Here is a 21,833-nt window from a genome sequence, read left to right as displayed (position 1 = left end):
AGCGGGATTGCCCGCTCCCACAGAGCCGCAAAGCAGCCCTGAAGGTCAATCAGGGATACTGCTGAACCTGACCTTGCTGCTCATACTGCTGACCCGGAATCGGCTTCAGGTTCACTTCCACACGGCGGTTCTGCGCACGACCATTGGCGTCAGCGTTGCTGGCGATCGGCTGGTCCGGGCCCATGCCACGGACAGAGATACGCGAGGCATCCACACCCTGCGAAGTCAGGTAGGTACTGACCGCCTGCGCACGGCGCTGGGACAGGTCCATGTTGTGCTGGCGGCTGCCCGTGCTGTCGGTGAAGCCAACCACTTCGATGGTGTTCTGGTTGAATTGCTTGAACGAGCCTGCCAGGTTGTTCAGCGGCGAGTAGAAGCTTGGGGCGATGTTGGCCGAATCGGTGGCGAAGGTGATGTTGCCCGGCATGATCAGCTTGATCTGGTCACCCTGACGCTGCACTTCCACACCCGTGTTGGCCATTTGCGCGCGCAGCTCGGCTTCCTGCTTGTCGGCGTAATAACCATAACCGGCTGCAGCGGCACCCACTGCTGCAGCACCGATCAGGGCACCCTTGCCACGGTTGTTGTGGTCGATGGCAGCGCCCGCGATGGCACCGGCCAGCGCGCCCAAACCGCCGTACTTGGCAGTTTTGCTCATCCCTGTGGAGCCCTGCGCCTGACCCTGGTTGTCGTAGGGGTTCTGGCCGGCACAGCCGGTCATCAGTGCAGCGGCGGTTGCGACGATAATCAGACGACGCATGGTGAACATGGACAAGCTCCTACTGAAATTCATAAATGCGGCAGATCCCAAAGGGTTCTATGCCAGCCTTGGAACGCATCGGCAACGAAAAATTCCATGAAAGTGCCTTCATGTGCCATCAGGCACGCACGAATGGGTTTTCCCGCATCTCGTCGCCCAGACGGGTGTCGGGCCCGTGGCCGGTCACCACAATGGCCTCTTCGTCCAGCCGGTACAGCCGCTCCTTGATGGAACGCACGATTGCCCGCTGGTCGCCACCCCACAAATCGGTGCGGCCAATCCCCCGGCGGAACAGGGTGTCACCGGCAATCAACAACTTGGCCTCGGCGAACCAGAAGCTCATCGAGCCCGGGGTATGGCCTGGCGTATGCAACGCCACACCGCAGCCGCAGGCCAGCTCTTCGTCATCGCCCAGCCAGCGGTCCGGTGCCGGTACCGGGGTGTAAGGTACGCCGAACATCTGGCACTGCATCTCAAGGTTGTCCCACAGCATCTGGTCGTCCTTGTGCAGGTGCAGCGTGGCACCCGTCAGCTCCTTGAGCTTGCCTGACGCGAGGAAGTGGTCGAAGTGCGCATGGGTGTGGATAATGCTCACCAGCGTCAGGCCGTGGACCTGCAGGCGAGTAAGGATCTTGTCCACATCACCACCTGGGTCGACGACCATGGCTTTCTTGGTCAGGGGGTCGCCGATCAGCGTGCAGTTGCACTGCAAGGGGCCGACAGGGAAGGTTTCGCGGATGAGGGCTGACGATGGGATATGCATTATGAATACGGGAACCGGTTAATCGAATAGGGTTTGCACACGCGCAAGTGCATCCAGGATGACAACTTCAGGCACCGACTCTATGCGCTTGGCAAATCGTGCTTCAAGGTCGACTGTGCGCACCTGGTTGCAAAGCACCACCCCCTGAGTCTGCGTGCCCGCACCGCTGAGCGTGACAGCGAAACCCGCATGCCTCGCAAAATCCCCACCTTGAGTGATCGGGATGATTACAGCCAGGCCTGAAGCATTGAAAGCAGCCGGAGTAAGCACCAGTGCAGGTCGGCCGGAGCCCTGCTGTTCTCGCCCGACTGTTGGGTCCAGGTTGACGCGAACAATATCACCCCTGGCGAATTTCAACCGTTTCACACTTCACGTCCCACTGGACGCATGGCATTCCAGTCGGCCATGTCCTCTGGCTCCGGTGCACTCAGGTCACACTGGGCCATCAGTTCCTCAAGCGTGTACTTGGGTTTCGACCTGACGGGTTTGAGCACCATCGTCTCACCCGTTGTGTCAAGGCTCAGGGTGGAGCCGACACCGAGGCGCATCTGCTTGAGTACTGCGGCGGGCAAGCGGATCGCGGCGCTGTTACCCCACTGTTGAATCTTGATCTGCATGAGTATCTCCCAAGGTAGATACATAGTAGAAACCCTCCAAATGATTGCAAGCCAAATGTAGAAACGTCGTATCTACACTGTCATCTGCCCTGGCCGGACAAAAGCCCTGCAACCTCAAGAAGGAAATGCCCTACATCACCTTGGGAAGCCACTCTCCAACTGCAAAAATTTCAACCGTAGATTCAGCCGGGCCTCAAGGCAAAAACAACCTGAACAACCCGCCCCCAAGCGCCCCGCCGTTGGAGATCTCGATCCGCCCGCGCACCCCGCCGCTTTCATGCAACGCGGCGATCCGCGCCGCAAAATACAACCCAAGGCCGGTACTGCCGCTGGTTGAGTCGATGCCCTGGATGTAATCCTCCTGGCGCTCGAGCATGTGCTTTGGATAACCCGGGCCGTCATCGTTGACGCAAATGGCCAACTGGTTGTCGGCCTCTTCGATGGTGATCAGCAAGGCGTGCCCGGCAAAGCGGGTGGCGTTGGTGATGACGTTGGCGATCACCGAGGCCACCAGTTCGCGGTCGAAGAAACCCAGCGGGTTGTCGGTGTCGATACGCCAGGTGGCGAGAATGTCGTTGTGCTTGAGTACTTCCTCGTGCGCCGCCAGCTGGGCTTCGATGAAATCATCCAGCTCATGGTAGTCCGGGCATACCGGCAACTGGTTCACACCCAGTTTGTACAAGCCCAGCAACTGCACCAGCATGCCGTTGAGGTGACGAAATTCATGCTCCATGATCCCCTGTTCGGCACCACCGCGCAGTTCCTCGGGCAAGCGCTCCACCCACTGGCTGTGGGACTGGATCAGCGCCGACAACGAACTTTTGAGGTCGTGCACGGTGGAGGCGATCACCGTGGAAAAATCCAGCCCCTGATTGTCTTGATTCATGCGCCGAACACTCGGATGTGCAGTTTGCGGTAACGGTCATAGCGATTGTCGCTGGCAGGGATACCGGCCACGCTGGTCAAGGCGTCGCGGCACTCCTGCATGATCGCAGGCTGAGGGTTGTCGCCGCCGATGCGCAGCAGCGCCTGGGCGGTGTTGAGGGCGATGCTGATGTTCTTCGGCTGTAAACCCAATGCCTTTCGGAACAGTTGCAACGCCTCGCCAAGCTGCCCTCCCTGGTAACTGCGCACACCCTGCCGATTGAGGGTGACCGCTTCGGTAATGGCGTTGAGCACGCTGGGGTCATCCGTCAGCTTGCCCACTTTCTCCATGACCTTGGGGTCATCGCCATAACTTTCCACACAGTTCTTCAGCACGCCGATGGCGGCGGCTTCCTGCCCCATCGCCTGCAGTTGTGCAGCGACCGTCAGGGCCGAATCGACAGAGAAGAACTGGTTCATCTTGTCCAGGCGCTGAATCGCCTGTTCTGTCAGCTTGCCGGCCGTTTCCGGGTCGCCGGCCTGCTGCAGGCTGGCAGCCTTCATCATCCGCGCACGTACCTGCAGGCCTTGGTCCTCGGGGTTTTCCTTGGCCACTTCGCTGAGCGTGGTGTTGATCTCGACCCGGGTACGGGCGTCCAGGCCGAAGCCTGCATTCTTGCTCATCAACGCCTGCACCAGGCCAAGGTTGTTTTCGGCATCCTTGTAGCGCGAACTCTGCCCCTGGTTCACCGCATGGCGGAACGCCTTCGATGCGCTTTCGAAGTCTTCGTTCTCCAGCGCCAGCTTGCCCAGCGTCGACTGCCGACGCACCGACAAAGGCGACAGGCGCACGGCTTCTTCAAGCAAGTTCTGCGCGCGCCGGGTATCACCCTGCGCCACCAGCACCTCGGCCATGCCATCATAAAGGCCTGGCATGATCGGGAACGCCTTGAGCGCCTGCTCGTATACACCCTGGGCCTGGGCATTCTGACCCCGCTTGTGCATCAGTGCGCCCAACGCGGCATATACCCATGGCTGCGGACGGCTGGCCAGGATGGCCTTGAGGAATTTTTCCAGTTCCTCGAAACGGTTGAGGTTGCGCAGGGCATCGGCCCGGTAGCGCAAGCACAAGGGTGCCAGACGCGGATCCTTCTTGCACAGCTCGGCGCAGGCCGCCAGTACTTCGGCCGGACGGTTGCGGTCCAGCGCCTGCAGGATCGGTTTTAGCAACGTCTTGCGCTGGAACAGTTTCTCGACGCGCTGGGCCAGGCCAACCCGGTTGAACGGTTTGGTCAGGTAGGCATCGGGCTCGTGCTCGATGGCGCTAAGGACAATCGCCTGACTGCTCTCGGCAGTGACCATGATGAACACGCACTCATGGCTGATGTGCTTGTCGATGATCAGGTCTTCAAGCACCTGCTGCCCGTTCTTCTTGCCATCGCCCAGATGGAAGTCCTGCAGGATGAAGTCATAGCGCTTCTGCGCGCACATGCGCAGCGCCTGCTCGCCGCTGTCAGCGGTGTCCACGTCGCGCACGCCCAACTCGCGCAGCATGGAACGGGTCGACGTACGAAAGTCGGTAAAGTCGTCGACGATCAGAAAGCTCTTTTGCCCGTACTGCAGCATCAACACGACCTGCCTTGGAATGATTGAAAAATCGCGCGAGGCGATGCCACCGATCGCTGTATCGGCAGCTGGTCGGGAAAGATGAGGGTAGAGCATTGTCGGCCAAAAAATATGGCGTCAGGCCATCACTTTAACGAGCAATGACCTGCAGGGCCAGTATCACGCCAGCAACCCCAGGGATTTGGCCTTGGCCACCGCCTGGGTGCGCCGCTCCACGCCCAACTTGCTGTTGATGTGGCTGGCGTGGGTCTTCACCGTGTGCAGGGAAATGAACAGCCGCTCGCTGATCTGCTGATTGGAACAGCCTTGGGCAATCAGTTCGAGCACAGCCATTTCGCGGCCACTCAGCGCTTCGCCGTTGCCCGTACTGGCGATTGACACTGGCGGCAGGTGCTTGAGCAGTTCCGCCTGAACCGGGCAAGCGGCACCTGCCTGCAGTTGTTCATGAAGCCATTGCGGGTGTTTTTCCAGCAGTGGCTGCATCGGCTGCATCACACCGCCATGCGCCGCTTCCAGCAAGCTTGGCAGCAACTGTGCGGCCTGCCCTTCCTTGCCTTCGTCCAGCAGCAGGGCAAGCCATTGGCTCAGGGCGCTGACGGTAAGCATCATGCCGCCACTGGCCTGGCCGCGCTTTACCAGGCATGCCAGGCGTTGCACGGCATCGTCGCTACGCAACTGGATGCGATCGAGCGATGCCTGCTGCAACGCAATGTGCAACGGCAGCAGCGGATGGAACTCCGGTGCCGCCGCCGGCTGCTCGCCGCCATAGGTCTGGCCCAGGCGCTGTAGCCAGGACTCCGCCAGGTCGGTACGCCCCTGGGCCAGCCACAGTTCGCATTTGACCAGGGTAATCATGGCCAGGTAGTAGACCGGGGGCACATCCCAGATGTGCATCAAGCGCTCGGCCTCGGCCAGTTCGGCAAAGGCCTCGGCAAAGTGACCTTCCCGGCCATCGAGCGTGGCAATCACGCAATGGCCGATGAGCACACTGATGTCCCGGCACGCTCGCGCCTCGCCCAGCCCCGCGCGCAAACGCGCGCGGCCCTGAACTGGCTGCAGACGCGAGACCAGCAGGTAACCTTCGTAAAGCGTCAGCCGCGCACGCACGGCATACAGCCGCTGTGCGGAAAGCCCTTGCAGACGTTGCAGCCCCTGGCGCACTTCGTCCAGCGCGCGCAGCACCTCGCCACGGGCATGCAGCACCCGCGCCCGGTCGTAATGCGCCAGCGCCTCGAACAAGGGGTTACCGACCCGCTGGGCCAACTCCAGGGCCTCGCGGTTCCAGCCTCGGGCCCGCCAGAAGTCGCCATCGGCAATGGCCAGGTTGGACAGCGTCGACAAACACACCAGGCGTTGGCCGTAGCGCTTGCTCGGCAGGCTCTGCAGCGCTTCGCCGCAATAGGCCAGGGTGCGCTCGCGGTCGCCACGGCCACGGGCAATGACCCCACTGAGTGCCAGCCATTGGGCCAGCATCGACTTTTGCGCGGTCGCCGAAGGCGCGGGCAGAAAGCGACTGAGGTAGCCGGCCAGTTCCTCGGCAGCATCCAGCTGGCAAGCCAGGCCCAACGCCCAGCTGTACAGCACGATCAGCCGCGGCGTGCTGATCAACAGACTGTCGGGCAGGTCCATCTTCCAACGCAGCAACATGCCGACGTTCTGCTCGGCCAGCAGTTGCTCCTCGGACAGACTTTGCACCAGGTCGGCGGCAACATCGAGGTGGCCGGCACGCAAAGCCTGCTCCACCGCCTCGTCCAGCAGGTCCTGAGCTTCAAACCAGCGGCAGGCCCGCAAATGCAGAGCGACCTGCGATTCGCTCGCCTGGCGGCTACGCAGCAGGTCGGAGAACAAATGGTGATAGCGGAACCAGTGGCCATGCTCGTCCAGCGGCACAAGGAACACCTGATGCGCCTGCAGGAAGCTCAGGACGGCGGCACTGTCGTGGCGGCCACGCATCGCATCGCAAAGCGGAGCGCAGAAACGTTCCTGGCAGGCGGTTTCGTACAAGAAAGCCTGCACGTCTGCAGGTAGCCTGTCGATGACTTCTTCAAGCAGGTAGTCGCGGATCAGGCCCTCGCCACCATGCAGCGCCTGGGGCAGGGCTTGCTCGTCGGCGCTGTCGCTGGCCGCCAGCTGCCAGAAACGCAGCCCGGCGACCCAGCCGTCGCTGCGCTGGATCAGGTTGTCCAGTGCCTGGCCGCGCAGGCCGGTAGGCTGGCGACCGATCACTGCCAACGACTCATCCGCGGTGAGGCGCAGGTCCTGTTCGTTAAGCTCGACCAACTGCCGGGACAGGCGCAGCCGCGCCAGGTGCCAGTCAGGCCGCTGGCGGCTGGTCACCAGCAATACCAGGCCAGGTGGCAGATGATTGAGGAAGAACTGCAGGCAACGGTCGAGCACCGGCCCTTGGGCCAGGTGATAGTCGTCCAGTACCAGCAGCAGCGGCGTATCAGCTTGCAGGTACAGCGCCAGCTCGTCGAGCAGGCCGTCGAGCCACTCTTCAAAGGCAAACGGCTGGTGGCGCTGGCGCATTTTCAGCAGGCCCATGGCCTGGCCGCCCAGTGCCGGGCAGTATTGCTGCAGGCCTTCAAGCAAGCGCTCAAGGAAGCGGCCAGGGTCGGCGTCCCGCTGGCTCAGGCCAAGCCACAGGCTACGCCAGTGCTCGGGCAGTGTTTCGCAAAACTCGATGGCCAGGGAGCTTTTGCCGAAACCCGCCGGGGCATTGACCAGCAGCAGCCGCCCGCCCAATCCGGCTTCCAGCCGCTGGCACAAACGCAGGCGCTGCACATGGCCATCCGGCAGCGGCGGCCGGAAGAAACGCCCGTCCCGCAGGCCAAGGGCCTGACTCGCGAATCCATGCGTACGGGACAGATCTGTCATGGCCGGCTCGTTCTGGTTGGAAGACAACGGCGGTATGGATGTTTGCGAGACTAGCCGTTAACGCAGCGCATTTGAAGATGATGGACGCAATTGGCATGGAAAAGACTGCGACAAAAAGCAACATGGCTGATGGACAGGGGCTGGGGCGGGGGTTTGGAGAGGTATTCAGGCAGTTTATTGCCTTGTCCGGCCTCTTCGCGGGTGAACCCCCTCCTACAGGGCTGTGCGGGACCTGTAGGAGCGGGTTCACCCGCGAAGAGGCCGGCTCAGGAAACAGAAACGCCCCGGCGAGCCGGGGCGTTCTGGGGTTCACACGGCGTTCAGTGATTTCAGCTTAGCGAATACCCGACTGACGCAACGCTGCGGGCTGGAAATCGGCCTTGCTGGCACTGAAGCCGAAGTCGTAGGCACGTTTCTCTTCGTTCTTCATTCCAAGGGCCAGGTAGCGACCGGACTGCAGGTCGTAGATGGCTTCCAGGGTGTACCAAGGCACTTCCACGTTGTAATAAGGCTGAGCATGGGCCTCGGACACGCGCCACAGTTGGCCACGGCCGTCGTACTGGTCGATCACTGCGGCCTGCCAGGTGTCCTCATCGATGTAGAAGTCCCGCTTGGCGTAGATGTGCCGCTGGCCCGGCTTCAGGGTAGCAACCACGTGCCAGACGCGGCGCAGCTCGTAACGGGACAGGTCCTGGTTGATGTGCCCGGCCTTGATGATGTCGGCGTACTTCAGCTTGGGGTCATCCAGCTTGAAGGCGTTGGAGGCGATGTACATTTCCTTCTTGCCTTCCAGCTTCCAGTCGTAGCGGTCTGGCGCACCGTTGAACATGTCCAGGTTGTCCGACGTACGCAGGCCGTCGGCGGCGGTACCCGGGCCGTCATACGACACTTGCGGCGCCTGGCGAACGCGACGCTGGCCGGCGTTGTAGATCCACGCCTTGCGCGGCTCCTTCACCTGGTCGAGGGTTTCGTGCACCAGCAGCACGGTCCCGGCCAGGCGCGCTGGCGCGGTCACTTCCTGCTTGAAGTAGAACAGGATGTTGCCTGGGTTGTTCGGGTCGTAATCCTTCATCTTGTCGCGGAAGACGAACTGGTCGGAGAAGTACACGGGGTTGAACGAGCCATTCTGCTGCGGCGTGGCCTGGGTCACCAGGCGGCTGACACTGCCGCCGCGGTAACGGGTGATGTGGTTCCAGATCACCTCCAGGCCGCTTTTCGGGATCGGGAACGGCACCGCCGTGCGGAAGTTGCTCAGGCCGTTGCCGCCTTCCACCAGGGTGGTTTTGGTGGCGTTTTCCTTGATGGCAGCGAACACATCGGCCGGGACGGTTGCGCCGCGATGGGTCTTGAACACCGGGATCTTGTAGGTGTTCGGGTAGCGTTTGAACATGGCCAACTGGCCGGGCGAGAGTTTGTCCTTGTACTGGTCGGCATTCTGCGCCGTGATGGTGAACAGCGGTTTTTCACTGCCGTACGGGTCGGACAGGAAGCCCTTGCCGTCGACGCTGCCTGCGGTCTTCGACAGCGGCTCCCACGGGCCGATGGAGCCGTCGGCGTTGCCGGCCTTCTCGGCGCCCATCGGGGTCAGGGTGCTGCCCAGCTTGGCCGCCTCGTCGGCGGATACCGCAGCCATGACGCTGGTCGCCAGCAGGGACAGGCCCAGCACACCGGCTTGCAGCAGACTTCTGGTCTTGTTCATGTCGTGTCGTCCTGGATCTGTATGCTTAGAAGTTCACGCCGAAGCTGAGGGCGACGAAGTCGCGGTCATCCACGGTGCTGTACTTGCCGTCGAAGAAGTTGGTGTACGACAGGCTCGCCGTATAGGTGTTCTGGTACTCGGCGTCCAGGCCCAGGCTGACAGCCTTGCGGCCTTCCTCGAAGTTGGCGCCAGGGCCAGGCGAATAACCGGACACGTCATGCGACCAGGCCACGCTCGGCTTCAGGTTGATACCCGCGAATACGTCGTTGTAGTCCCAGATGACACGGCCGCGGTAACCCCAGGAAGTGCTGGTGGTGTAGCCGTCGTTCTCGCATTTGCGGTTCAGGTTGGCGGTGGACGCCCCCGCACCGGCGCCGGCGATGGTGCTGCCATTGAGCGCCTGGCAAGTATCGGCGCCACCGGTGGATGGCAACGGACCTGGGCCGAACACCGGGTCGCGACCGTAGCGGGTATCGTGGGCATTCTCCAGGCCGCCGACGTGGGTGACACCCACTTCACCGACTACTGTCATCCGGCTGGCGCCCATCACCTGGTCGAAGAAATGGGTCAGGGTGGTCTGGAACTGGGTGATCTCCTTGCGGCGATACCCATGCAGGTCTTGCCCCGGCGTACCGGTCAGCAACGATGCGTTGCTCAACGCGCCGCCAATGGGACGGACACCGGCGAACAGGATATCCGTGGTATTGAGTTGCACTGGCGCGTTAGGGCGGTAGCTGACTTCGCCGCTCCAGGCGGTGCCAGTGGGTAACGTGGTGGAGAAACTCAAGCCATAAAGGCGGATGTCCTCGGGGTATTCCACAAAGTACTCGGAATTACCCGCCACGATTAGAGGCGCCAATGCGCGCAGCTGTGCAGGCAGGGCACTCAGCCCGGCGAACACGGACGGCGGTGCCCCTGTGGCACTGAAGATGGGTGCACGGCTGTGGTAGTTCATGAAGTAGGCGCCGAACTCCGTGTCCAACGGCTCGAACATATAGCGCATGGCCACACCGAACTGGCCGCTGTCACGCGCATCGCGGTCGGCACCACGGCGCACCATCACACCCTCTTCGTTGATGTTCACGCCCCGCGAGGCGAGGAACTGCTGCGCAGCGCCCGGCACTGTGCGACTGCTATTGAGCACGCGCAAGTTGTCGGTACAGCCGTCGGCAATGATGTCCGGCTGGGAGAAGAAAGTGCCACAGTTGTCGACGACCGTCTGATCCCATTCGAGCTGGTAGAAGGCCTCGGCCGACAGGTTGTCGGTCAGGCTCTGCGAGATGTAGAACATGTTGACGGGAATCAGGCCTTCCTTGATCTCGGCCCCGGGGCGGCGGAACGCCGACACGTCGATGGGGTTGATCGAGTTGATGCCGCCGCCGATGAAGGTACTTTCGCCCCAGCTCACCACCTGCTTGCCAAACCGCACCGAGCCAGGCTGATCGCCGATGGCGTAGTTGTGGTAGACAAAGGCGTCGAGCAGCTCGGCGCCGGACGACTTGGCGCCTTCCTTGCGGTTGGAGTCGCTGATGTCCTTGAACTCGCGGTTTTCGTCCTTCAGTTCGAAGTCGTACCAGTACTTGCCGCGCACGAACACACCGGTGTCGCCGTACTTGAGCTCCAGGTCATGAATGCCTTTGAAGATCTTGGAGAAGGTTTCGCCCTTCTTGAAGTTCAGGTGGCCATCGTCGGATGTCTGTGACAGGCCCTTGCCGCCGTTGTTCACCCCTATCAGGTTCTTGTTGGGGTTGGCCGTCGACCAGCTGGCGCCGATGGAGAGCGACGAGTCGAACTGGCCTTCGATTTCACCAATGTTGAAACTGACAGCGAAAGCAGGACTTGCGAGCGTGGAAGCAAGGCTGACGGCCAAGGGCAGCTTGGCCCGGCGCCAGAACAGGTTTGCAGATTTCATCGACGCTACTCCATGTACTTTTTTGTTATGGCAGTGAGTCCTTTCAAGAACGGCCCGAGCGACCGGTTTGCAGGCTTGCACCCGCGGCGACAGAGCTTGCGCATGTCGCCCTCCCCCATTCCTGAAAATCCCCTGGCCCCGACTATAGCCAGCAGGCACAGGCGCTTGATCCCTCTAAAGTGTGATTTGCGCTCCATGCCACCAACTCGCTGCAGTTTTGCTCCGGTTGCGGGCTGGTAGTGCTCAAGGATGGCGCATTTCTGTCGTTTGGCAAGGCGGCGGGCTCTCTAGCATGCGGGTCACGCTCTGACGTTCGCGACCCGCACGAGGGTTACAACGTGGAGAGGAACGCGCTGTTGCTGGCCTGCCACTGGACGATGTCCTGGCGGATGCGTTTCTTGTCGAGCTTGCCGACACTGGTCTTGGGAATTTCAGTAACAATGGCGATCTGGCTTGGAATCGCCCACTTGTTGATATGACCTTGCTCGACGAACGGCTTGAGGTGTTCCTTCAGTGCCTTGGCGTCGATAGCGTGGCCGTCACGCACCACCAGCAGGGCAAACGGGCGCTCACCCCACTGCGGGTCCGCCACTCCCACCACCGCCACTTCGCGCACGGCCGGGTGGCGGCTGATCAGGTCTTCCAGGTCGAGCGAGGAAACCCACTCGCCGCCGGTCTTGATCACATCCTTGATGCGGTCGCGGATGTCGATGTAGCCCATGCCGTCGAGGGTGGCGACGTCACCGGTGTGCAGCCAGCCGCCCTGCCACAGCTCTTCGCTCTTCTCCGGTTCCTTGAAGTAGCCCATGGTCAGCCACGGCGCACGCAGTACCAGCTCACCCTGGGTTTCACCATCGGCGGGCAGGAAGTTGCCTTCGCCGTCGACGATGGCCGCTTCGACCAACGGCACCGGCACACCGGCCTTGATACGGTAGGTGACGCGCTCATCCTCGCTGCCGGCCTGCAGTTCATCGTTCAGGTGTGCTGCGGAGATCAACGGGCAGGTTTCCGACATGCCATACGCAGCGGTCAGCTGAATGCCGCGCGCCAGGGCGGCCTGGTACAGCGAACGGTTGAGCGAACTGCCGCCGATGATGATCTTCCAGCCGCCGAAGTCCTGCCCCTGTGCGTTCGGGCAGTTGAGCAGCATCTGCAGGATGGTCGGTACGCAGTGGGAGAAGGTGACCTTCTCTTCACGCCACAGCTTGACCAGCATGTCCGGCTCGTAGCGGCCCGGGTACACCTGCTTCATGCCGAGCATGGTGGCGGCGTAGGGGATGCCCCAGGCATGCACGTGGAACATCGGGGTGATGGGCATGTACACGTCGTTGCTGCCCAACAGGCGCACGCTGTCGATACTGCCGGTGACCGAGGCCTCGGCCAGTGTGTGCAGCACCAGCTGGCGGTGGCTGAAATACACGCCCTTGGGGTTACCGGTGGTGCCAGTGGTGTAGAAGGTAGTGGCCACCGAGTTCTCGTCGAAGTCCGGGAAGTCGTAGCGCGAGCTGGCCGCCGCCAGCAGCTGCTCATACTCGCCGACCAGGTCGGGCAGGTCGGCGGTCTTGTCCGGGCCATCGGTCAGCAGCAAGGTCTTGTCGACAGTGGTCAGCTGCCCGGCGATGGCCTGGTACAGGCCGACGAAGTCGCTGTTGACCAGCACCACGCGGTCTTCGGCATGATTCATGGTGTAGAGGATCTGCTCGGGCGACAGGCGCACGTTGATGGTGTGCACCACAGCACCGATCATCGGGATGGCGAACATGCATTCCAGGTAGCGATGGCTGTCCCAGTCCATCACCGCTACGGTATCACCGGCCTTGACCCCGGCCTCGGTCAGCACATTGGCCAGGCGGGCAATGCGCTCGTTGAGCTGTGGATACGTCAGCCGTATTTGGTCGCGGTAGACGATTTCCCGGGTCTTTTCATAGCGGCTGCCCGACATCAGCAGGCGCTTGATCAGCAATGGATAGGCATAGGCGCCCTCGGCGGGCTTGATGATGCGTGTCTGCAACATGGGGATCCCTTTTCTGAAAAGCGGGCCGGACAAGTCTGGGTTTACTGTAGTTCGCCAATGTGACGGCCAAATCAGCCGAAGGAATGATTTGCGCGGCAAAGGTATGAGTGGCGGGCGTTGACGGGCAGCAAGGTTGAGCTAGACACTGCGGCAGCGGCTTCAGGTTTGCGCCGAAGCCGAGTGCCTCTTCGCCGGCAAGCCCGCGCCTGCAAGGGTTGTGGTGACCTTGCGGGCGCGGGCGTGCCTGCGAATGGCCACAACGCCCTTATCCCTCCCTGCCACCGGAGATCTTCATGCCCAGCCCGCGTCGCGCCGTGTTTCTCGATCACCAGTCCCTGGACCTTGGCGACCTCGACCTTTCGCCCCTGAAGCAGCAGTTCGACCAGTTCGAACTGTTCGCCACCACCCGCCCGGAACAGGTCGCGGAACGCTTGCGGGGCGCCGTGGCAGTGGTCAGCAACAAAGTCATGCTCGACGCCGCTACCCTGGCTGCCAACCCGCAACTGAAGCTGATCCTGGTGGCCGCCACCGGCACCAACAATGTCGACCTGGCCGCCGCCCGCGCCCAGGGCATCACCGTGTGTAACTGCCAGGGCTACGGCACGCCGTCTGTCGCCCAGCATACCCTGGCCCTGCTGTTGGCCCTGGCCACTCGGCTGTGCGACTACAACCAGGCGGTGGCCGATGGCCAGTGGGCCAAGGCCAGCCAGTTCTGCCTGCTGGACTTTCCTATCGTCGAACTGGAGGGCAAAACCCTCGGCCTGCTCGGCCACGGTGAACTGGGCGGCGCAGTGGCGAGGCTGGCCGAAGCCTTCGGTATGCGTGTGCTGAGCGGGCAGATCCCTGGCCGCCCGGAGCGCGCCGACCGGCTGCCGCTGGACGAGTTGCTGCCGCAAGTCGATGCCCTGACCCTGCACTGCCCGCTGAACGAGCACACCCGGCATATGCTCGGTGCCCGCGAACTGGCCCTGCTCAAGCCCAACGCGCTGGTGGTCAACACCGCCCGTGGCGGCCTGATCGACGAACAGGCGTTGGCCGATGCCCTGCGCGGTGGTCACTTGGGCGGCGCGGCGACCGACGTGCTGAGCGTGGAGCCGCCGGTCAACGGCAACCCGCTGCTGGAGCTCGGCATCCCGCGCCTGATCATCACCCCGCACAGCGCCTGGGGTGCCGTGGAGTCGCGCCAGCGCATCGTCGGCCAGCTCAGCGAGAACGCCCAGGCCTTCTTCGCCGGGCAGCCACGCCGCGTGGTCAGCTGAGCCAGGCGCCTGCCTCTGCTACACTGCGCCACTTTTTTCCAGGAGACGTCGTCCATGGACCCGCGCAGTGAAGTATTGCTCCGTCAGGCAGAGCTGTTTCAGGGACCGCTGCTGATCGCCGGCGCCCCCGCCGACGACCTGCTCGGCCAGTTGCCTCAGGCCCAGGCCTGGACCTGGCATGCCGGCGATCAGGCCATGCTCGAAAGCCGCTTCGCAGGCCGCAGCCACTACGGCGTCGAGGCTCCTGAAGCAGCATTCGACAGCGCCGTGCTGTTCCTGCCCAAATCCCGCGAGCTGGCCGCCTATCTGCTCAACACCCTGGCATCGCGCCTGGCTGGCCGCGAGCTGTACCTGGTCGGTGAGAAGCGCGGTGGCATCGAGGGCGCGGCCAAGCAGTTGGCGGCCTTTGGCAAGCCACGCAAGCTCGACAGCGCCCGGCACTGCCAGCTGTGGCAAGTGACCATCGACCAGGCACCGCAGGCAAAACCGCTGGAAAGCCTGGCCGAGCGCTTCGAGCTGGCCCTGGAAGACGGCCCGCTGCAGGTGGTCAGCCTGCCTGGGGTATTCAGCCATGGCCGACTCGACCGAGGTACGGCCCTGCTCCTGAAGCATCTTGACGGCCTGCCCGGTGGTCACATGCTGGACTTTGGCTGCGGTGCCGGGGTACTGGGGGCCACGCTCAAACGCCGTTACCCACAAAGCCGGGTGACCTTGCTGGACGTGGATGCCTTCGCCGTGGCCGCCAGCCGCCTGACGCTGGCTGCCAACGGCCTGGAAGGCGAAGTGATCAGTGGCGATGGCATCGACGCCGCCCCTACCGAACTGAGCCTTATCCTGAGCAACCCGCCATTCCACACCGGCGTTCATACCAACTATCAGGCTTCGGAAAACTTGCTGAAAAAATCCGCCTTTCATCTGCGAAAAGGTGGCGAAATGCGTTTGGTGGCCAACAGTTTCCTGCGCTACCAACCACTGATCGAAGGGGCGTTGGGCAACTGCCAGGTACGTGACGAGGCCGACGGTTTCCGCATCTACCAGGCCACTCGCGGATAAAAATCAGCGCTTGCCGAAAACGTTTTGCCTAGGCAGAATCCGCACCGTCCTAGGGGAGTAGTCTCCCGCGAGCACCCAGCTCGCCCGGTACGCGTCAACATACTTGGTCCACAGACCATGGCGCGTGCGACCCACCATGCACGCCTGCATGGCGAGATCCGCATAGACGGATCGAGGGTTTGACAAGACCTATGACACGCACACCTTACCCGGGGCGGGGAGGCTGTACGTGTCATAGCCGTGTCGACCCGCCCCCGTAGGAATCCTGATGCTGGAATCACTGTTGGTCCCCACCGCTATCGTTGCCCTGGCCGAGATCGGCGACAAGACGCAACTGCTCGCACTCATTCTCGCTGCCCGCTTCCGCAAACCCTGGCCGATCATCGCCGGCATCATCGCCGCCACCTTGGCCAACCATGCCGCAGCCGGTGCCGTGGGGGCTTGGGTCGGCAGCTTCTTCAGCGATTCGGCACTGCACTGGATCCTGGCCGCAAGCTTTACCGCCACCGCACTGTGGACCCTGGTACCGGACAAGATGGATGACGACGAGAACCCGGCTCGCCGTTTCGGGCCGTTCCTGACGACACTGATTGCGTTCTTCCTGGCCGAAATCGGTGACAAGACCCAGGTCGCCACCGTGATGCTGGCTGCGCAGTATCCGCACCTGATCATGGTCATTATCGGCACTACCCTGGGTATGCTGATTGCCAACGTGCCGGTGGTTCTGGCGGGTAACTTCGCGGCTGACAAACTGCCGTTGACGCTGATTCGCCGCCTGGCGGCAACGGCGTTCTTCGTGCTGGCGATCGTGGCCGTCTATTCGGCAATGAAGGCCAGTGGCTGGATTGGATGAAGGGAAAACCGGGGGCTGCCATGCAGCCCCAGGATTCAGGCATTTATTGCTTGGCTGCAGCCTGATACAGCGGCATCACCTTCGGAATCGCCGCCTGCAGCGAAGCAATGCGGCTCGCGGACGCCGGGTGAGTACTCATGAATTCAGGCGGTGCACCTTCGGAAGCCTTGCTCATCTTGTTCCACAAGGTGATCGCGGCATTCGGGTCGTAGCCGGCACGGGCCGACAGCTCCAGGCCAATCAGGTCGGCCTCGTTTTCGTTGGCCCGGCTGTTGGGCAAGGTCATGGCGTAGTTCACCACCGTGTCGGCCATGGCCATGCTGCTCTGGCCGAGGCCGAAGATGGCACCGGCACCCTGGCGAGCCATTTCCACACCGTATGCCTTGGACATGGCCTCGCGGCTATGCTCGCGCAAGGCGTGGGCAATCTCGTGCCCCACCACTGCGGCAATTTCCGCATCGGTGAGCTTGAGCTGATCGATCAGCCCGGTGTAGACGATGATCTTGCCGCCCGGGCCGCAGTTGGCGTTAAGTTCATCACTCTTGATCACGTTGACTTGCCAGTCCCACTGCGCGGCATCCGGGCGGAATTTGGGCGCCTGGGCGATCAGGCGGTTGGCAATGGCCTGCACACGCTTGGCATCGGCGCTGGACTTGTCGAGCACACCCTTGCTCGATGCTTCACCCAGGGTCTGCTGATACGACTGCGCGTACATCTGGTTGACCTCATCGGTCGAGAGCATGCTGAACATGTACTGCTGGCGCTCGACGCCAACAGCACCGCCGCTGGTGGTATTCACCGCCTGGCAGCCGGCCAACAGGATGCCAGCGCTCAGCAGGCTGACGACAAAAGACTTACGCATGAAAACACTCCCTATCCACATGCGCCGTATCCTAGGCCGAGTCGCCAGTGGCTGCCATAGCCGCAGGGAAGATTTTCGTCGCCTGAACCGGCCTCTTCGCGGGCAAGCCCGCTCCTACAGGGGTAACACGACCGTGGGTAGGAGCAGGCTTGCCCGCTCCTACAGCAGGGGTAACACGATCATTGTAGGAGCGGGCTTGCCCGCGAAAGGGCCGGCACAGCCCCCCTCAAGCCGGGGTAAGACACTCCGGCGCATCCAGCTTCGGGTCATTGACGAAATTGGCCAAGGCCCGCTCACGCAACGTCGCCGGTGGGCTGGCCAGCAGCTCGTGCAAGCGGGTAACCGGCGTGTCCGGGTCGAGCCAGGCCGCCTGCCCGGCCTCGTCCAGTATCAGCGGCCGACGCTGGTTCATGGCCGCCTGGGTCACCACCGCGCAACTCAGCCATACCTGGTCCTGCACCGGGTAGGCCTCCCACACCGCCGCAAAATACAGCGACGCGCCCTCCCCCGGGGTCAACCAGAACGGGCGTTTGCGCACGTTGCCACGCCATTCGTAAAAGCCGTTGGCCGGCATCAGGCAGCGACGCTGGCGAAATGCACCGCGAAACATCGGTTGCTCGGCCAGCGTTTCGGCCCGGGCATGGGCGGGGGTACGGGACAGGTCGGTGAGCCAGGCCGGGGTCAACCCCCAGCGCGCCTTGGCCAGTTGCTGCTGGCCATCAAGCTGGCGCTGGATCAGCACCGACGCCCCTGGCGATATATTCCATTGGGGCGGCTGGCCGACGGGAAAACCCGGCAGACTGGCAAGGGCCTGGGGCCAGCGAAACAGGGCATAACGTCCACACATGGGGGAATTCAGAACCTAGCAGATCAAGGTACCGGGAACATTCTCCGGTTCGTCGCCAACCAGTGGCTGGGCATCATTGTACGCATCGATCAGCTGCCGTGCGCATTCGGCCTGCTCATCAGCCACGATAAGCCCCAGCAGGCCCTGCAAGGGCAGCTCGCCGGCGGCACCGAGCAGGTCACGGCCGACCACGTGTACATCGATCCCCTCGCTGGCAAGCATGCCTGCCAGCATTTGCGCCTCGAGCAGGCTTTCCGGTTCGTAGATGCGCTGCATCAGGCGTCGTCCTCGCGGCGGACTTCAAGCATCCATTCGTCACCATGCACCTGCAGAATGCACACCACAGGCTGGCAGCACACCTGACAATCCTCGGTATAAACCTGGTCGCCCGCAGACAGATCGACGGTAGTTTCCACACGTTCGCCACAATAAGGGCAATCATAGAAGTCGGTTTCCAGCATCGCGGCCTCCGCAGTGACTTATGCGTATAATTGCCGGTCTGTTTACAGGGTCTGTGTGCGTCCGAGCCGTTTTTCGGAGCCCGTCCCTACCTTATTACCCTAGCCGTTTCCAACAAGAGAGCATGATGGGCGAATTCGATGCCATCCGACCGTACGACGACGCTGAGGTCCCTGCCGTTCTGGCACGCCTGCTCAGCGACCCGGCATTCCTCGATATCCTCACTCACTTCCGCTTTCCGCGTGCGGCCGGTGCTCTCGGCTGGTTGCTCAAGCCCTTGATCGCACGCCGCCTGCGCAAGGAATTCGCTGGCGTTACCTGTGTCTCGACCCTGCAGGACAAAGTCGAGTACTACGTCGACCAGACCATCGATCGCGCCACTGACGGCGTCACCTATTCGGGTGTGGAACAGCTCAAGGCCGGCACCGCCTACCTGTTCCTGGCCAACCACCGTGACATCGTCATGGACCCGGCCTTCGTCAACTATGCCGTGTACCACGCCGGCCTGCCCACGCCGCGCATCGCCATTGGCGACAACCTGCTGCAAAAGCCCTTTGTCAGCGACATGATGCGCCTGAACAAGAGCTTCATCGTGCACCGTTCGATCAGCGGGCGGCGCGAAAAACTGGCTGCCTACCAACTGCTATCGGCCTACATCAACCACTCGATCCGCAACGATGCCACCTCGATCTGGATTGCCCAGGCCGAAGGTCGGGCCAAGGACGGTGACGACCGTACCGACTCGGCGATCCTCAAGATGTTCCACATGAGCCGCAAGGACGAGCCGTTCGGTGCGGTTATCCAGAGCCTGAACCTGACCCCGGTGTCGATCAGCTACGAATACGACCCGTGCGACCAGGCCAAGGCCCGCGAGCTGTACATCCGCGCCACAACCGGCACCTACAAGAAGGCGCCGGGCGAAGATGACAACAGCATTGCCAAAGGCATTACCGGCTACAAGGGCCGAGTCCACATCAACTTCGCGCCGCCGGTAACCGAGTACCACGAAGACACAAAACAGCTGGCGGCAGAGATTGACCGGCAGATTCTGGGGGGCTACCGACTGTTCCCGGTGCATTACCTGGCGTATGCGATGTGGGAAGGCAAGGACGAAGCCCTGCAGGTGCCAAGCGCCGAGAAGGTGTTCCCGGCGGATGAGCTGGCCAAGGCCAAGGAAGAATGGCAACGGCGTCTGGATGCCTGCCCGCAAGAGCAGCGGCCGTACCTGGTGTTGCAGTATGCGACGCCGGTGCGCAACCAGTACCAGGTCAGGCAGCAGGCACCTGTAGCCTGATCGATCCCGGGGGCTGCGCTGCAGCCCAATCGCGACACAAGGCCGCTCCCACAGGGAATTGCGTCCACCCTGGGAGCGGCCTTGTGTCGCGATTGGGCCGCAACGCGGCCCCGATGGTTCTTAGATCCAGGTGCTGAACCAGGACAGCAGCAGCGCCATCGCCAGGCACGAAAAACCCAGGATGTAGAAGTATTTCGGCACCCGAAGTTCGAAAGCGTCCACTACCCCCTCGTCTACTGCCATGTACGCGCGGGTTTCGGCCTCGCGCCGCCGCGCACTGTGCAGCAGCAAACCGCCCGGGCAGGTCAGCAGCAGCGCCAGCAGGTTGATCAGCTTGGTGGGATGGGCGGCCAGGAACCCCCAGAGCACTTGCAAGGACATCACGCGACCTCGGTGTGAGCAGTGGCAAAGGCCAGCATTCTACCCAAGTCGCACCATGGCGCCCGGCCTCGGCGACAAACTGTCGTTAAATTTCATCTGTCATCCGCTCGTCATCCATACAGGCGACCCTGTCGACCTTTTGATGACCCGGAGCTTTTTCATGTTGCACGCCGAAAACCAGGACCGCCTCTACCTCGTTGCCCAGAGCGATGAACAACAGGCGCTGATCGATGGTTTTGCCATCAATGTGCAGGACCGCCAGTGGCTGGTCTACTGTGCGCTTGGCGGACATGTGCATGAGGACTTGCCCGAAGTGGATGCAGGCACAGGGTTCAGCTTGCTGGATTTCCACATAGAAGCGGCGTAAATCTGTGCCGTCCAGGCAACAAAAAACCCGCTGCCTGTCACTCAGGCAGCGGGTTCTCTGACACAACCTGAAGCTTACTGACCCAGCACCTGCCCAATGCTCGGGTCCTTGAACAGGCGGGTCAGGGCATCGCTCAGCACATCCCCCACCAGCTGGGTGTTGGTGTCCTGATTCGGCGCCATGCCGAAACGCTGGTCCAGCGAAGCGCCATAACGGCCGCTGTAACGGCGGCCGCCATTGGTCACATCAGCGCGGAAGGTGGCGCCGATGGTGGCCTCGGTCACGTAAAGGTTGTCTTTCGGCGACTGGTACTTCAGTTCGGCCAGGGTCACGGTCAGCTGCGGCGCATTGCCGGCGTTCGGGGTTGGGGTGAAGCCGAGCAGGCGCACAGCGGCTTCAGCCTGAGCCTGCAGCTTGGGCACCACGTCGTTACCGCTGACGCTGATGGTGCTGGTCTCGGGGTACATGCCACCGCGGGTACCCAGGGACTGTGAAGGCCGGCCATCAACTACCCGGACCACCACCGGCTGGCCATGGCCGACCGGGGCCAGCTGGGCCTTGAGCGTGGGTTGCGGGTTGAGTTGTTGCGGGCTGTGGGCACAACCGACCAGGCTAAGGCTGGCCACGGCGATCAAACCGAACAACAGACGTTGCAACATGCGCGTTTCTCCAGAAAATGCGGCAAAGGCCCACAGTATACCTAGCCAGGCACAGACCAGTCATCGGCCCGGCCCGCTTGTCACAATCGTTTCATCGCCACACCCTTATCCTTGCGCCAAGCCCTCACGCAAAGGACTCGCCGCCATGACCTCGCTCTGGACTCAGCTCTTCCAACGGTCGCGTCACAACGCCTATGCCCGCCTTGACGCGGATGGCAAATGCCTGGCCTTCAAGCAATGCAGCCAGGCACCAAGCGGCATCGACTGGGTGCAGATCAGCGAAATTCAGCTGGCCTGGCTGGGGCGCGAGCTGCCCATCGAAGCCCGGATTTGCGCCCGCGCAAACCGCCGTTGGCACCAGCGCCTCCTCGCTGCCTGACAAACGCTGCAATAAAAACCACGAATGGCGACATTTCTGCCCGCGACATCGCTATAATCTCCCCCCGATTATAAGGACGTCTCCTGATCGGGCCCCGCACTCGCCGATTGACCCCGGCAACTTCACCGCTTCGCCCACAGAGAGCCTTCCACTCAGGTCTTGCATCGGCTGTCGTGCCTGCTTTTTCTGGCCCTTCACACTGCATGAACCTGCGGGTTGCCATCGCGCAGTCCCCTTTTGAGGTTCACGTCTCCAAAAGAGCGTGAAAAAACGGTTTTCACAACTTCA

Annotated in this window: 22 protein-coding genes and 1 riboswitch; of the genes, 6 read left to right on the top strand and 16 right to left on the bottom strand. The window is 62.2% G+C overall.

Translation table 11 applies throughout. The features are described 5' to 3' along the window. Nucleotides 1-49: 49 nt before the first annotated feature. The 10 genes from ACF8Q6_RS04660 to ACF8Q6_RS04615 form a co-directional block, all read right to left on the bottom strand. Nucleotides 50-769 carry an OmpA family protein gene (locus ACF8Q6_RS04660; RefSeq protein WP_003247328.1) on the bottom strand — a complete coding sequence of 240 codons (720 nt, stop codon included), beginning with the start codon at nucleotides 767-769 and terminating at the stop codon, nucleotides 50-52. 109 nt (nucleotides 770-878) lie between these two features. After that, complete coding sequence (locus ACF8Q6_RS04655) at nucleotides 879-1,523, bottom strand: MBL fold metallo-hydrolase (protein WP_392490910.1); 645 nt, start codon at nucleotides 1,521-1,523, stop codon at nucleotides 879-881. 18 nt (nucleotides 1,524-1,541) lie between these two features. Next, the gene (locus ACF8Q6_RS04650; RefSeq protein ID WP_392490911.1) at nucleotides 1,542-1,889 is read right to left on the bottom strand and encodes a type II toxin-antitoxin system ChpB family toxin; all 348 of its coding nucleotides are present in this window, start codon (nucleotides 1,887-1,889) and stop codon (nucleotides 1,542-1,544) included. Then, entirely contained in the window at nucleotides 1,886-2,164 is a 279-nt protein-coding gene (locus ACF8Q6_RS04645) for an AbrB/MazE/SpoVT family DNA-binding domain-containing protein (RefSeq protein ID WP_019436943.1), read from the bottom strand. Before ACF8Q6_RS04645 ends, ACF8Q6_RS04650 begins: the two co-directional genes overlap by 4 nt. Before the next feature lie 169 nt (nucleotides 2,165-2,333). Further along, the gene (locus ACF8Q6_RS04640; protein ID WP_010952009.1) at nucleotides 2,334-3,026 is read right to left on the bottom strand and encodes a sensor histidine kinase KdpD; all 693 of its coding nucleotides are present in this window, start codon (nucleotides 3,024-3,026) and stop codon (nucleotides 2,334-2,336) included. Next, nucleotides 3,023-4,630: a tetratricopeptide repeat-containing response regulator gene (locus ACF8Q6_RS04635; RefSeq protein ID WP_003247330.1), complete on the bottom strand. Its 1,608-nt coding sequence runs from the start codon at nucleotides 4,628-4,630 to the stop codon at nucleotides 3,023-3,025. Before ACF8Q6_RS04635 ends, ACF8Q6_RS04640 begins: the two co-directional genes overlap by 4 nt. 159 nt (nucleotides 4,631-4,789) lie before the next feature. Then, nucleotides 4,790-7,507 carry a LuxR C-terminal-related transcriptional regulator gene (locus ACF8Q6_RS04630; RefSeq protein WP_392490912.1) on the bottom strand — a complete coding sequence of 906 codons (2,718 nt, stop codon included), beginning with the start codon at nucleotides 7,505-7,507 and terminating at the stop codon, nucleotides 4,790-4,792. A 334-nt stretch (nucleotides 7,508-7,841) separates the two neighbouring features. Further along, nucleotides 7,842-9,206, bottom strand: coding sequence for a DUF1329 domain-containing protein (locus ACF8Q6_RS04625; protein ID WP_392489432.1), 1,365 nt, complete (start codon nucleotides 9,204-9,206; stop codon nucleotides 7,842-7,844). A 25-nt stretch (nucleotides 9,207-9,231) separates the two neighbouring features. Next, a complete protein-coding gene (locus tag ACF8Q6_RS04620) occupies nucleotides 9,232-11,118 on the bottom strand; it encodes a DUF1302 domain-containing protein (RefSeq protein ID WP_392489433.1) in 1,887 nt (628 codons plus the stop codon). 331 nt (nucleotides 11,119-11,449) lie between these two features. Next, nucleotides 11,450-13,132 (bottom strand): fatty acid--CoA ligase, encoded by a 1,683-nt coding sequence (locus tag ACF8Q6_RS04615; protein WP_392489434.1) that lies wholly within the window; start codon nucleotides 13,130-13,132, stop codon nucleotides 11,450-11,452. A 293-nt stretch (nucleotides 13,133-13,425) separates the two neighbouring features. Between ACF8Q6_RS04615 and ACF8Q6_RS04610 the strand changes: the two genes are divergently transcribed. From ACF8Q6_RS04610 to ACF8Q6_RS04600, 3 genes are all read left to right on the top strand, one after another. Next, on the top strand, nucleotides 13,426-14,391 hold the full coding sequence (locus ACF8Q6_RS04610; protein WP_392489435.1) for a 2-hydroxyacid dehydrogenase: 966 nt from the start codon (nucleotides 13,426-13,428) through the stop codon (nucleotides 14,389-14,391). A 54-nt stretch (nucleotides 14,392-14,445) separates the two neighbouring features. Further along, nucleotides 14,446-15,444 (top strand): methyltransferase, encoded by a 999-nt coding sequence (locus ACF8Q6_RS04605; protein WP_392489436.1) that lies wholly within the window; start codon nucleotides 14,446-14,448, stop codon nucleotides 15,442-15,444. A gap of 40 nt (nucleotides 15,445-15,484) precedes the next feature. After that, nucleotides 15,485-15,624: riboswitch (yybP-ykoY riboswitch) on the top strand. An 88-nt stretch (nucleotides 15,625-15,712) separates the two neighbouring features. Then, nucleotides 15,713-16,297 carry a TMEM165/GDT1 family protein gene (locus ACF8Q6_RS04600; protein WP_003247342.1) on the top strand — a complete coding sequence of 195 codons (585 nt, stop codon included), beginning with the start codon at nucleotides 15,713-15,715 and terminating at the stop codon, nucleotides 16,295-16,297. Nucleotides 16,298-16,340: 43 nt separating this feature from the next. Here the strand turns inward: ACF8Q6_RS04600 and ACF8Q6_RS04595 are convergent, their stop codons facing one another. From ACF8Q6_RS04595 to ACF8Q6_RS04580, 4 genes are all read right to left on the bottom strand, one after another. Then, nucleotides 16,341-17,159 (bottom strand): M48 family metallopeptidase, encoded by an 819-nt coding sequence (locus ACF8Q6_RS04595; protein WP_003247344.1) that lies wholly within the window; start codon nucleotides 17,157-17,159, stop codon nucleotides 16,341-16,343. 226 nt (nucleotides 17,160-17,385) lie between these two features. After that, complete coding sequence (locus ACF8Q6_RS04590; RefSeq protein ID WP_392492254.1) at nucleotides 17,386-18,006, bottom strand: SOS response-associated peptidase; 621 nt, start codon at nucleotides 18,004-18,006, stop codon at nucleotides 17,386-17,388. A gap of 15 nt (nucleotides 18,007-18,021) precedes the next feature. Then, on the bottom strand, nucleotides 18,022-18,282 hold the full coding sequence (locus tag ACF8Q6_RS04585; protein ID WP_161774940.1) for a putative signal transducing protein: 261 nt from the start codon (nucleotides 18,280-18,282) through the stop codon (nucleotides 18,022-18,024). After that, nucleotides 18,282-18,467: a CPXCG motif-containing cysteine-rich protein gene (locus ACF8Q6_RS04580; protein WP_003247349.1), complete on the bottom strand. Its 186-nt coding sequence runs from the start codon at nucleotides 18,465-18,467 to the stop codon at nucleotides 18,282-18,284. The genes ACF8Q6_RS04585 and ACF8Q6_RS04580 overlap by 1 nt, the downstream gene beginning before the upstream one ends. A 122-nt stretch (nucleotides 18,468-18,589) precedes the next feature. Between ACF8Q6_RS04580 and ACF8Q6_RS04575 the strand changes: the two genes are divergently transcribed. Continuing rightward, nucleotides 18,590-19,759, top strand: a complete 1,170-nt coding sequence (locus tag ACF8Q6_RS04575) for a 1-acyl-sn-glycerol-3-phosphate acyltransferase (RefSeq protein ID WP_014589682.1) — start codon at nucleotides 18,590-18,592, stop codon at nucleotides 19,757-19,759. 120 nt (nucleotides 19,760-19,879) lie between these two features. Here the strand turns inward: ACF8Q6_RS04575 and ACF8Q6_RS04570 are convergent, their stop codons facing one another. Further along, nucleotides 19,880-20,140, bottom strand: coding sequence for a hypothetical protein (locus ACF8Q6_RS04570; protein ID WP_003247352.1), 261 nt, complete (start codon nucleotides 20,138-20,140; stop codon nucleotides 19,880-19,882). Nucleotides 20,141-20,300: 160 nt separating this feature from the next. Here ACF8Q6_RS04570 and ACF8Q6_RS04565 point away from each other — a divergent pair, with 160 nt between their 5' ends. Continuing rightward, nucleotides 20,301-20,507 carry a hypothetical protein gene (locus ACF8Q6_RS04565; RefSeq protein ID WP_003247353.1) on the top strand — a complete coding sequence of 69 codons (207 nt, stop codon included), beginning with the start codon at nucleotides 20,301-20,303 and terminating at the stop codon, nucleotides 20,505-20,507. A gap of 74 nt (nucleotides 20,508-20,581) precedes the next feature. On the opposite strand, the gene ACF8Q6_RS04560 is transcribed toward ACF8Q6_RS04565, so the two are convergent. After that, a complete protein-coding gene (locus tag ACF8Q6_RS04560; protein WP_010951995.1) occupies nucleotides 20,582-21,166 on the bottom strand; it encodes a YajG family lipoprotein in 585 nt (194 codons plus the stop codon). A 145-nt stretch (nucleotides 21,167-21,311) separates the two neighbouring features. Between ACF8Q6_RS04560 and ACF8Q6_RS04555 the strand changes: the two genes are divergently transcribed. Continuing rightward, nucleotides 21,312-21,545 (top strand): hypothetical protein, encoded by a 234-nt coding sequence (locus tag ACF8Q6_RS04555; protein ID WP_392493123.1) that lies wholly within the window; start codon nucleotides 21,312-21,314, stop codon nucleotides 21,543-21,545. Nucleotides 21,546-21,833: the final 288 nt, after the last annotated feature.

The sequence above is a fragment of the Pseudomonas sp. GLN_2 genome (genome assembly GCF_043106005.1).
GTDB classification, from domain to species: Bacteria; Pseudomonadota; Gammaproteobacteria; order Pseudomonadales; family Pseudomonadaceae; genus Aquipseudomonas; species Aquipseudomonas alloputida.
Note: the sequence above shows the minus strand (reverse complement) of the source record. Positions and strands in the feature narration are given on the sequence as shown.

Bases quoted from the DNA above. Each gene is read 5' to 3' on its own strand.
- ACF8Q6_RS04570 (WP_003247352.1), bottom strand. From the start codon at position 20,140: ATGTCCTTGCAAGTGCTCTGGGGGTTCCTGGCCGCCCATCCCACCAAG.
- ACF8Q6_RS04645 (WP_019436943.1), bottom strand. From the start codon at position 2,164: ATGTATCTACCTTGGGAGATACTCATGCAGATCAAGATTCAACAGTGG.
- ACF8Q6_RS04620 (WP_392489433.1), bottom strand. From the start codon at position 11,118: ATGAAATCTGCAAACCTGTTCTGGCGCCGGGCCAAGCTGCCCTTGGCC.
- ACF8Q6_RS04630 (WP_392490912.1), bottom strand. From the start codon at position 7,507: ATGACAGATCTGTCCCGTACGCATGGATTCGCGAGTCAGGCCCTTGGC.
- ACF8Q6_RS04635 (WP_003247330.1), bottom strand. From the start codon at position 4,630: ATGCTGCAGTACGGGCAAAAGAGCTTTCTGATCGTCGACGACTTTACC.
- ACF8Q6_RS04560 (WP_010951995.1), bottom strand. From the start codon at position 21,166: ATGTTGCAACGTCTGTTGTTCGGTTTGATCGCCGTGGCCAGCCTTAGC.
- ACF8Q6_RS04660 (WP_003247328.1), bottom strand. From the start codon at position 769: ATGTTCACCATGCGTCGTCTGATTATCGTCGCAACCGCCGCTGCACTG.
- ACF8Q6_RS04565 (WP_003247353.1), top strand. From the start codon at position 20,301: ATGTTGCACGCCGAAAACCAGGACCGCCTCTACCTCGTTGCCCAGAGC.
- ACF8Q6_RS04590 (WP_392492254.1), bottom strand. From the start codon at position 18,006: ATGTGTGGACGTTATGCCCTGTTTCGCTGGCCCCAGGCCCTTGCCAGT.
- ACF8Q6_RS04580 (WP_003247349.1), bottom strand. From the start codon at position 18,467: ATGCTGGAAACCGACTTCTATGATTGCCCTTATTGTGGCGAACGTGTG.
- ACF8Q6_RS04595 (WP_003247344.1), bottom strand. From the start codon at position 17,159: ATGCGTAAGTCTTTTGTCGTCAGCCTGCTGAGCGCTGGCATCCTGTTG.
- ACF8Q6_RS04615 (WP_392489434.1), bottom strand. From the start codon at position 13,132: ATGTTGCAGACACGCATCATCAAGCCCGCCGAGGGCGCCTATGCCTAT.
- ACF8Q6_RS04555 (WP_392493123.1), top strand. From the start codon at position 21,312: ATGACCTCGCTCTGGACTCAGCTCTTCCAACGGTCGCGTCACAACGCC.
- ACF8Q6_RS04655 (WP_392490910.1), bottom strand. From the start codon at position 1,523: ATGCATATCCCATCGTCAGCCCTCATCCGCGAAACCTTCCCTGTCGGC.
- ACF8Q6_RS04640 (WP_010952009.1), bottom strand. From the start codon at position 3,026: ATGAATCAAGACAATCAGGGGCTGGATTTTTCCACGGTGATCGCCTCC.
- ACF8Q6_RS04605 (WP_392489436.1), top strand. From the start codon at position 14,446: ATGGACCCGCGCAGTGAAGTATTGCTCCGTCAGGCAGAGCTGTTTCAG.
- ACF8Q6_RS04585 (WP_161774940.1), bottom strand. From the start codon at position 18,282: ATGCAGCGCATCTACGAACCGGAAAGCCTGCTCGAGGCGCAAATGCTG.
- ACF8Q6_RS04600 (WP_003247342.1), top strand. From the start codon at position 15,713: ATGCTGGAATCACTGTTGGTCCCCACCGCTATCGTTGCCCTGGCCGAG.
- ACF8Q6_RS04625 (WP_392489432.1), bottom strand. From the start codon at position 9,206: ATGAACAAGACCAGAAGTCTGCTGCAAGCCGGTGTGCTGGGCCTGTCC.
- ACF8Q6_RS04610 (WP_392489435.1), top strand. From the start codon at position 13,426: ATGCCCAGCCCGCGTCGCGCCGTGTTTCTCGATCACCAGTCCCTGGAC.
- ACF8Q6_RS04575 (WP_014589682.1), top strand. From the start codon at position 18,590: ATGATGGGCGAATTCGATGCCATCCGACCGTACGACGACGCTGAGGTC.